The following is a 10,592-nucleotide window of genomic DNA, read 5'->3' on the forward strand; positions in this document are numbered from 1 at the left end:
GTGGAGCTTACAGCACCCTCGGCAACCTTCATCATGGAGCTACCGTTCTGGGGTGGACGTGCTCTGATGAAGGTTCCTGTGGGAGATTGAATTTTGTGTGATGTATTGTGATATATTAAGAAAGTGTTTTCACAATATTTTTTGGAGGAAGATAAAATGAAAAGTGTCAAGGTAATCAGTCAGACAAAATTTAGAGAAGGGGTGAGGCTGCGCGTGGCCGCGTACTGCCGTGTATCTACCAGCCAGTCTGAACAGCTGGATAGTCTGGAGAATCAGCGGATACATTATCAAAACTATATACGCAGTAACAGTGAGTGGCAGTATGCCGGTATTTATTATGACGAAGGCATTACGGGCACCAGTATCAGCAGGCGCGGCGGCTTTTGCAGGATGATGCAGGATGCGCGGAAGGGCAGAATTGATTTGATTATTGTTAAATCTGTTAGCCGCTTTGCCAGAAATACCGTTGATTGCCTTGAAAGCATCAGGGAACTGGCCAGGCATCAGGTATATATCATATTTGAACAGGAACAAATCTGTACACGCCAGCTTGAAGATGAATTTTTGCTGACGATTTTTAGTGCGCTGGCAGAGAATGAATCGGTGTCCATTTCAGATAATGTTAAATGGGGTATAAGGCAGAGCTTTCGCCGTGGCACTTATCGGAGCAGTATCTCGCCCTACGGGTACAAAATAAAAAATGGGGTGCTGATGGTACAGCCGGAGGAGGCCGTGGTCGTGCAGGAAATTTTTTCGCTGGCGGCGGCAGGCTGTGGGCCCTATATCATTACAAATACCATCAACAGCAGGGGATTCCGTACCCGCAAAGGGAAAAGGTGGCATGTCAACAGCATAAAATTTATCCTGCGGAACGAAAAGTACACCGGCGATGCACTGTATCAGAAATCCTTTAATGACGGCAGTTATCAGAACAGGCCCAACAGCGGTGAGCTGCCCATGTATTATCATAGAAATCACCATAAGGCCATCATAAGCCGTGAGATTTTTTTCAGGACACAGCTGGAATATCAGAAGCGTGCCGTCAAGCTGAATACTGTCGGCAAGGACGTGAAAGCGGGGCGATACTGATGTCGAGGCTGACAGTTATACCGGCAACCAGGTCAGGGCAGGAGCCGGGACGGCAGGCCGGGGCAGATATGCCAAAGCATGTGGCCGCATATTGCAGGGTGTCCACGGATTCTGATGAGCAGGAAAATAGCTATGTGGCGCAGATAGAGCATTATACGGAGTATATCTCCAACCACCCTGACTGGAGTTTGGCGGGGATTTTTGCGGATGAAGGGATTTCCGGCACCAATACCGAGAAGCGGACGGGCTTTCAGCAGATGATACAAAACTGTCTGGCAGGGAAAATAGATATTGTCATCACCAAATCCATAAGCCGTTTTGCCAGAAACACCGTGGACTGCCTGCACTATATTCGGAAGCTGCAGGCCTGCGGCACAGAAATAATCTTTGAAAAGGAAAATATCAGAACTTTTGATATAAAAGGTGAAATATTGATTACGATTATGGCCTCCCTTGCCCAGCAGGAAAGCGAATCACTGAGCAGGAATGTTCGTATGGGATTGAAGTTCAGATATCAGCAGGGAAGAGTGATGGTAAATCACAAGTGCTTTTTGGGCTATGACAAGGATGCGCTGGGCAATCTAGTGGTAGACAGGGAGCAGGCGAAGGTGGTGAGAAGAATTTTCCGGGAGTATCTCGACGGATATACCATGAATCAGATTGCGGCAGGATTGGAGCGCGATGGCGTGCTGACGGGAGCAGAGCATAAAAAATGGTCGGTGAGCACCATAGGGGGGATTCTGGCCAATGAGAAATATGCCGGGGATGCACTGTTGCAGAAAACCGTCACAGTGGATATCCTGCGCAAGCAACGGATAAAAAATGATGGGCGGGAGCCGCAGTATTATATTGAAGATAATCATGAGGCTATCATTAGCAGGGAAATGTTTGCCAGGGTGCAGGCAGAACGCAAGCGGCGGTGGGAGCTTATCAGGCACGGGTCAATGCACAAGGGCAGGTATGCCCTGTCAGGCATCTGCAGATGTGCAGGCTGTGGTTCTGTGCTGAAGCGGGTCACTTGGTACAAGCCGCGCACGATGGCAGTGTGGCGCTGCAGCGGCAGAATTGCCCACGGCAGGGAGTTCTGCGCCATGAAAGCTGTGCAGGAAAAATATATTCAGGCGGCGGTAGTGAAGGCGCTCAATGGGCAGATGCCTGATAGCCGCCTGTGTGAAGAGTACGATGATTTGTGCACCAGGCGGCTGGTAAAATGCGTACTGGTGGGGAATGACAGCATTGTTGTGGAGCTGAAACCGCAGGGCGGATATGATAGTAATTGACTTTTGGCATACTGTATGCTAAAATTTCTTGTGAAAGTAAATATGGCCTTTGAAATTAGTCCTGTGAGGCTGATAAAGGAAGCTGATATTTTGAGTTTGAGTGCGTAAAAAGCGGATGGCTTTCTTGTGCCTTTTCGGGTGCGAGAGAGCTTTTTCTTTTTAGGACACTTGAGGAATTCCGCCTGAGCTTTTTGCAGAGGGCGGTGATAAACGGAAAAGGAGTGATTGCTTTGGGGAAAAATAGCGTGTCCCTCAGAGGCAAGGATGTTCTGGCACTGGCCGACTTCTCTGCTGATGAAATCCAGACTGTTCTGGAAACTGCCAAGGAAATGAAGAATATCATTCACCGTGATATCAAGAAGGTGCCTGCCCTGCGAGGCAAGTCCATCGTGACGCTTTTTTATGAGCCGAGCACCAGAACACGTTCTTCTTTTGAGCTGGCAGGCAAGTACCTGGGCGCTGATGTGGTGAACATCACGGCCGGTACCAGCAGCATTGTCAAAGGCGAGAGCCTGCGCGATACCCTCTACACGGTAGAGGCTATGGGCGTGGATGCCATCATCATGCGCCACAAGGCAGAGGGAGCGGCGGAGTATGCTTCCAAGGTAGTCAGTCCTGTTATTATCAATGCCGGTGACGGCGCTCATGCCCATCCGTCCCAGGGGCTTCTGAACCTCTTTACCATCATGGAGAAGAAGGGGCGGTTTGAGGGATTGAAGGCCGCCATTCTCGGCGATATTACCCACAGCCGCGTGGCGCGCTCCGATATTCAGGGCATGCGCAAGATGGGCATCGAGGTACATCTGGCCGGGCCGAAGACCTTGCTGCCGCGCTATCTCTTTGAGGAAGACGGCATCTATGTCCATGACCGGGTGGAGGATGCCATCAAGGATGCGGATGTGATAAATGTACTGCGCATCCAGCTGGAACGCCAGAAGGCAGGGCTTTTCCCATCGCCAAGGGAGTATGCCCGCATCTTCGGCATCAATAATGCCCGTCTGGAGCTGGCGAAGAAGGATGTGCTCATTCTCCATCCGGGGCCGATGAACAAGGGATTGGAGATTTCTCCGTTTGTTGCTTATGGTGACAATTCAGCTATTCAGGAGCAGGTGCAGAACGGTGTGGCTGTCCGTATGGCTATCTTGACGCATGCACTGACTGGAGGTAAGGAAGTATGAAGGTTTTGATTAAGGGCGGCAGGGTGATTGATCCTGCCAACAAGATAGATAAGGTTGCCGATGTGCTGGTGGAGGATGGCAGGATTGCCGCTGTAGGCGAGGGCCTGTCTGCTGACGGTGCGGAGGTTTTTGAGGCAGATGGCAGGATTGTTTCGCCGGGCCTTATTGATATGCACGTTCATCTGCGCGAGCCGGGGCAGGAGGCCAAGGAGGACTTTGCTTCCGGTTCCCGTGCGGCGGCTGCCGGCGGCTATACCCGCGTGGCAACCATGCCGAATACCAAGCCGGTGATTGATAATTCCGCTTTGGTAAAGGCTATGCAGAAGCGCGCCGAGGAAGATGCCGTGGTGCATGTGGAGATTATCGGTGCCGTTACCAAGGGACAGCAGGGCGAGGAAATGGCCGAGATGGGCGATATGGTGCAGGCCGGTGCGATTGCCTTCTCTGACGATGGGCATTTCACCAGGTCTGCCAAGGTGCTTCTGAACTGCTATGACTACCTGAGAACCTTTGACAAGGTGATTATCAACCATGAAGAGGAAACTTCTCTGGTTGAGGAAGGCGTCATGAACGAAAGCCACAGGAGCGCTATGCTGGGCATGAAGGGGCGTCCTACCGTGGCAGAGGATATTGCCGTAGCGCGGGATATCATGCTGGCGGAGTATGCTGATGCGAGAGTGCATGTGGCACATATCAGCTCCGGCCGTGCCGTGGATATTGTGCGTCAGGCCAAGGCAAGGGGCGTAAAGGTCACTGCCGAGGCTACGCCGCAGCATCTGACTATGACTGATGATCTGGTAGAGCTTTTTGACAGCTCCACCAAGATTAATCCGCCACTGCGTGAGCAGAAGGATGTGGATGCCGTGCTGGCAGGCCTTCTGGACGGCACCATTGACTGCATTGTTACTGACCATTCCCCTCACGCTCAGGAGGAGAAGGACAGGGAGTACATGTATGCACCGAGCGGCTTTCCGGGGCTGGAAACTGCCGTGGGCGTCATGCTGACTGATCTGGTGCATGCCGGCAAGCTGGACATCGCTATGATGATAGAGAAAATGACGGCGGCTCCTGCCCGTATCTTCGGCATCAATGCCGGAAGCCTGGCAGTGGGCATGCCTGCTGACATAACGGTAATAGACCCTGATTTGGAGTGGGTTGTGGACGACAAGAAGTTCTATACCAAGGGCTCACATTCGCCATTTGTAGGGCGCAAGCTGAAGGGCCGGGCGGTAATGACCTTTGTAGACGGCAGGCTGGTAATGAAGGACGGCGAGGTGCTGGTATAAGACAGCCTGAGTGCAGATGGCACTAAGCATGTTTTGTTGTATAGGACAGCCTGAGCGTAGATGGCTCTAAGCAGGGTTCTTGTATAGACAGCCTGAGCGCAGATGATGTTCGGCAAGGCTTCGCAGCCGCGGCTGCGGAGGTATTTTCGGAGGTGTAATTTTGAAAGGTAAGCTCATTTTAGAAGACGGCAGCGTTTTCACAGGCAATTTACTGAATAATATCAAGGCTACCGGTGAGGTAGTGTTCAATACAGGCATGACCGGCTATCAGGAGATTTTGACGGATCCTTCCTACTGCCGCCAGATTGTTACCCTGACCTTTCCGCTGGTGGGCAACTACGGCGTGGCAGAGAAGTTCATGCAGTCAAGAAAGTCCTTTGTCAACGGCTTCGTCATTGGCGAGCTGTGCGACGAGGGCAGCAACTGGCAGCTGCAGAGCGAGCTGGCGGATTTTCTCACCCGTCAGGGGGTGCCGTGCCTTTACAACGTGGATACCCGTGCTGTCACCCGCAAAATCCGCTCCGTGGGCTGCATGAAGGGCATTATTGTGCCTGAGGATGCTTCCAAGGTGGAGATTGACGAGCTTTTTGCTGTGCCAATCAAGAAGGAAGTAGTGCAGGAGGTTACCACGCCTGAGATTTATAAGATGGAAAACAACGGGCCTGATGTGGTGGTAATGGATTTCGGCATCAAGCAGAACATCCTGAATTCCCTGCATAATCTGGGCTGTAATCTGACCATTGTACCTGCCCATACCTCTGCCGAGGAGGTTCTCGCCATGAATCCGGACGGCATTTTCCTGTCCAACGGCCCTGGCGATCCGAAGGATGTGCCGGAGGTTATCGGGGAAGTGAAGAAGCTGATTGGCAAAAAGCCGATGTTCGGCATCTGCCTTGGCCACCAGCTGATTTCCCTGGCGATGGGGGCGGATACCTACAAGCTGAAATTCGGCCATCGCGGTTCCAACCAGCCGGTAAAGAACCTCCTGAACGGCCGCGTGCATATTTCCTCCCAGAATCACGGCTATGCCGTTGATGAGGCTTCCCTCAAGGACTTGCCGCTGGAGGTTACCCATATCAACGTGAATGACGGCACTGTCGAGGGCCTGCGCCACAAGACCCTGCCGCTGTTCTGCGTGCAGTATCATCCAGAGGCTTCTCCGGGACCTGATGACAACATGTATCTGTTCGACCAGTTCTGGACTATGCTCACAGGCGAGAATAAGGGGGAGTAATCTGTGCCAAAGAAGGAAAATATTAAAAAGGTTATCGTTATCGGCTCCGGCCCTATTATCATCGGTCAGGCGGCGGAGTTTGACTATGCAGGCTCCCAGGCCTGCCGCGCCCTGAAGGAGGAAGGTCTGGAGGTTGTGCTGGTAAACAGCAATCCTGCTACCATCATGACTGATACCCACATGGCTGACCGTGTGTATATTGAGCCGCTGACAGTGGAGTTCATGGAGGAAATCATCAGCAAGGAGCGTCCTGACGGCCTTCTGGCTACCCTGGGCGGACAGGCAGGCCTCAATCTGGCCGTAAAGCTGTCGGAGCAGGGCATCCTTGAGAAATACAATGTGGAGCTTCTGGGTACTTCCCTTGAGGCTATTGAGCGCGCCGAGGACAGGGAGCTGTTCAAGGAAACCATGAACAAGCTGGGGGAGCCTATTCCTGAGTCCACCATCGTTGAGGATGTAGCTTCCGCGGTGGCATTTGCCCATGAAATCGGCTATCCTTTGATTGTGCGCCCTGCCTATACCATGGGCGGTACTGGCGGCGGTATTGCCGAGAGCGAGGATGAGCTGATTGATATCGTTATCAAGGGCCTCAAGTATTCCATGATCGGGCAGGTGCTGATTGAGCGCAGTGTGGCCGGCTGGAAGGAAATCGAGTACGAGGTAATGCGTGACGGCAACGACAACTGCATTACTGTCTGCAACATGGAGAATTTTGACCCGGTGGGCGTGCATACCGGTGACTCCATCGTAGTGGCTCCTTCCCAGACCTTGACGGACCATGAGTATCAGATGCTCCGCAGTGCTTCCATCCGCATTATCCGCGAGCTGGGCATTGAGGGCGGCTGTAATGCCCAGTATGCTCTGGACCCGAACAGCAACAAGTATTATGTTATCGAGGTAAATCCTCGTGTCAGCCGTTCCTCCGCACTGGCCTCCAAGGCTACCGGCTATCCGATTGCCAAGGTTTCCGCCAAGATTGCTATCGGCTACAGTCTGGACGAGATTACCAATGCCGTTACCCAGAAGACCAAGGCATGCTTCGAGCCTGCCCTTGACTATTGCGTGGTAAAATTCCCGCGCTGGCCGTTTGACAAGTTCGTTTATGCGGACAAGACGCTGGGCACCCAGATGAAGGCTACCGGCGAGGTTATGTCCATTGACAGGAACTTTGAGGGTGCTATCCTCAAGGCTGTCCGCTCTTTGGAAATCGGTGTACACCGCCTGCACATGGACAAGATGGACAAGTGGGACGATGCAAAGCTGATGAAGCATCTGGCCCGCTGTAACGATGAGCGGATCTTTGTCATTGCCGAGGTGCTGCGCCGTGGCATTGCCGATATTGAGAAAATCCACGAGATTACGCGGATTGACAAGTGGTTCCTGCGTAAAATCAGCCGCATAGCCGCTGTGGAGAACGAGCTGAAGGAAGGGGTAATCACGCCTAGCCTGATGCTGCGTGCCAAGGATGTGGGACTGGCTGACCGCTCTATTGCGGAGGTTGCCGGCAAGACTGCTGATGAGATACGCACCCTCAGAAAGACCATGGGCATCCTGCCTTGCTACAAGATGGTTGATACCTGCGCGGCAGAGTTTGAGGCGGCAACTCCGTATTATTATTCCACCTTCCATGCCCAGGAGGACGAGGTGGATACCTCCAGCAAGAAGCGCAAGGTGATGGTGCTGGGCTCCGGGCCTATCCGCATCGGTCAGGGCGTGGAGTTTGACTACTGCTCCGTGCATTCCGTGTGGGCACTGCGCCAGATGGGCATTGAGGCGATTATCGTCAACAACAACCCGGAGACGGTTTCCACTGATTTTGATATTTCTGACAGGCTGTATTTTGAGCCGCTGACGGCAGAGGATGTGCTGAACATCATCGACAAGGAGAAGCCGGAGGGGGTTATCGTGCAGTTTGGCGGCCAGACGGCCATCAATCTGGCGGAGGCTCTTTCCAAGGCCGGTGTCAAGATATTTGGTACTTCCGTAAATGATATTGACCGGGCCGAGGACCGCGAGCGCTTTGACGAGGTGCTGACCCAGGCCAATATTCCGCGTCCGCGGGGCATTTCCGTTACCAATCAGGAGGATGCCATTGCCGGGGCGTCTGACATCGGCTATCCTGTTATGGTGCGTCCTTCCTACGTGCTGGGCGGCCGTGCTATGGAAATTGTCTATAATGAGGAAGAGCTGCGTGACTACATGGGGCGCGCCGTGCAGGTTACGCCGGAGCATCCTGTGCTGGTTGACCGCTACATGCAGGGTACCGAGGTGGAGGTCGACGCTATCTCCGATGGCATTGACGTGGTAATTCCGGGTATCATGGAGCACGTTGAGCGTGCCGGTGTGCATTCCGGCGACTCTATTGCCGTGTATCCGCCGCAGACCCTTTCCTCCAAGATTATTTATACCATCATTGACTACACCAAGCGCCTGGCTGTGGGGCTTCATGTCAAGGGCCTGATGAACATCCAGTATGTTGTATCCAATGATGAGGTTTACGTTATCGAGGTAAATCCTCGTTCCTCCCGTACTGTGCCGTTCCTCAGCAAGGTAACTGATGTGCAGATGGTGGATGTGGCTACCCAGGTTGCCCTGGGGGCTTCCCTGAAGGAGCTGGGCTACAAGTCCGGGCTGGTTACGCCGAAGCCTTATGTGGCTGTCAAGGCGCCGGTATTCTCCTTCAACAAGATGGCTGATGTGGATATTTCCCTCGGCCCTGAGATGAAGTCCACCGGTGAGGTTATGGGTATTGACTACCATTATGCCCGCGCCCTGTACAAGGCAATCACCGGTGCAGGCATGAACATTCCGCTGAACGGCTGTATCCTCTTTACTGTGGCAAACAAGGACAAGGAGGAAATGAAGCAGCTGGCAAAGGCCTTCTCCGAGCTGGGCTTCAAGCTGGTGGCTACCGCCGGCAGTGCCAAGGCAATTCAGGAGATGGGCATTGACGCCGAGGTGGTAGGCAAGATGCACGAGCGCAGTGCCGATATCATCCAGCTTATCAAGAAGGGCAGTATTCACATGGTAATCAACACCATGACGCAGAATCAGGGCAAGAACGTAGCTCACGACGGATTCAAGATTCGCCGTGCTACCGTTGAGCATGCCATTCCTTGCCTGACCTCCCTGGATACTGCATGGGAGGTGCTCCGGGTTCTGTCCTTTATGCGTGAGCGCCGTCTGGTTTACAGCCTGGCTATTCAGGACTATGTAGGCGGCGGTGACGATTTGGCGTAAGCAGGCCTGAGATATTAAGCTTGAGATATCAGGCGTGGATATCGTGCTTGATGGCAGAAGCTGTGGATGCTAGTCTTGAGAGATGTGGAGGATTTTATGGCTGATAATCGTTTGATTGTTGCTTTGGATTTTCATAAATTTGACGATGTGAAGGCTCTGGTGGAAAAGCTGGGTGACAGCGTGAGCTTTTACAAGGTGGGCATGGAGCTGTTTTACAGCGAGGGTGCCAAAACGGTGGCATATCTGAAGGAGCAGGGCAAGAATGTTTTTCTTGACCTGAAGCTGCATGATATTCCCAACACGGCTGCGGAAGGATTGTGCTCCCTGATGTTTCAGGGGGCTGACATCCTGAATGTCCATGCCGGTGGCGGCTATACCATGATGAAGACTGCCGCTGACCGCCTGCACAAGCTGGCGGAGGAGCAGGGTGTGAAATGCCCGAAGCTGATTGCGGTTACCATTCTTACCAGCATCAATGAGGAAGACTGGGCGGGGCTTGGCATGCAGTGCAGTATCCGCGAGCAGGTGGTAAGGCTGGCGAAGCTGGCAAAGTCTGCCGGGCTTGATGGCGTGGTGGCCTCCCCGAAGGAAGCGGCCGCCATCCGTGAGGCATGCGGTGCTGATTTCATGATTGTTACGCCGGGAGTACGCCCTGCCGGTGCCAGTGTGGACGACCAGAGCCGCATTGCCACCCCGGCCGCCGCTCTGCAGAACGGCTCTACTCATCTGGTGGTGGGACGCCCGATTCGTGCGGCGGAAAATCCAAGGGACGCGGCGGAAAAGATTATTGCAGAAATGGAGAGTGTAAAATAATGAGCGACGCTATGACTGAAAAGGAAGTAGAGGATCTGCTGATTGAGACCAGCGCGATTATGGAGGGACATTTTCTTCTGACCTCCGGCCTGCACAGCCCGCGTTATGTGGAGAAATTCAATGTATTGCAGAAGCCTGTTTATACTGAGAAGCTGTGCCGTGCCATGGCAGAGAAGTTCAAGGATGCCAATATTGAGACTGTGGTGGGCCCTGTGACCGGCGGCATCCTGCTGGCTCATGAGACGGGCAAGGCACTTGGCACCCGCGCGATTTTTACTGAGCGCGAGAACGGCAAGATGACATTCCGTCGCGGCTTTACTCTCCATGAGGGGGAGCGCGTGCTTATCGTGGAGGACATCGTGACTACCGGCGGTTCCATCCGTGAGGTAATCGATGTAGTCAAGGAGCATGGCGGTATCCCTGTGGCTGTCAGCATGCTGGTAGACCGCAGTGGCGGCAAGGCAACCTTCGG

The 10,592-nt window shown here is 53.3% G+C and carries 8 protein-coding genes; all 8 read left to right on the forward strand.

Features of this window, described 5'->3' with window-relative positions; all coding sequences use genetic code 11:
- Window positions 1–156: 156 nt before the first annotated feature.
- Window positions 157–1,089: a recombinase family protein gene (locus tag ACI3UA_RS07355; protein ID WP_439724168.1), complete on the forward strand. Its 933-nt coding sequence runs from the start codon at window positions 157–159 to the stop codon at window positions 1,087–1,089.
- Complete coding sequence (locus ACI3UA_RS07360) at window positions 1,089–2,369, forward strand: recombinase family protein (RefSeq protein WP_439724169.1); 1,281 nt, start codon at window positions 1,089–1,091, stop codon at window positions 2,367–2,369. Before ACI3UA_RS07355 ends, ACI3UA_RS07360 begins: the two co-directional genes overlap by 1 nt.
- Window positions 2,370–2,599: 230 nt before the next feature.
- Window positions 2,600–3,547, forward strand: a complete 948-nt coding sequence (locus ACI3UA_RS07365) for an aspartate carbamoyltransferase catalytic subunit (protein ID WP_439724170.1) — start codon at window positions 2,600–2,602, stop codon at window positions 3,545–3,547.
- Window positions 3,544–4,833, forward strand: a complete 1,290-nt coding sequence (locus tag ACI3UA_RS07370; RefSeq protein ID WP_439724171.1) for a dihydroorotase — start codon at window positions 3,544–3,546, stop codon at window positions 4,831–4,833. The genes ACI3UA_RS07365 and ACI3UA_RS07370 overlap by 4 nt, the downstream gene beginning before the upstream one ends.
- Window positions 4,834–4,993: 160 nt before the next feature.
- Entirely contained in the window at window positions 4,994–6,067 is a 1,074-nt protein-coding gene (carA, locus tag ACI3UA_RS07375; protein ID WP_439724172.1) for a glutamine-hydrolyzing carbamoyl-phosphate synthase small subunit, read from the forward strand.
- A gap of 3 nt (window positions 6,068–6,070) precedes the next feature.
- The gene (carB, locus tag ACI3UA_RS07380) at window positions 6,071–9,307 is read left to right on the forward strand and encodes a carbamoyl-phosphate synthase large subunit (protein WP_439724173.1); all 3,237 of its coding nucleotides are present in this window, start codon (window positions 6,071–6,073) and stop codon (window positions 9,305–9,307) included.
- A gap of 96 nt (window positions 9,308–9,403) precedes the next feature.
- Complete coding sequence (gene pyrF, locus ACI3UA_RS07385; protein WP_439724174.1) at window positions 9,404–10,120, forward strand: orotidine-5'-phosphate decarboxylase; 717 nt, start codon at window positions 9,404–9,406, stop codon at window positions 10,118–10,120.
- Between the two features lie 11 nt (window positions 10,121–10,131).
- Window positions 10,132–10,592, forward strand: a 461-nt coding sequence (gene pyrE, locus ACI3UA_RS07390) for an orotate phosphoribosyltransferase (RefSeq protein WP_439724175.1), incomplete at its 3' end; no start/stop codon positions are given.

This window comes from Anaerovibrio sp. (assembly GCF_051866355.1).
Taxonomy (GTDB): domain Bacteria; phylum Bacillota; class Negativicutes; order Selenomonadales; family Selenomonadaceae; genus Anaerovibrio.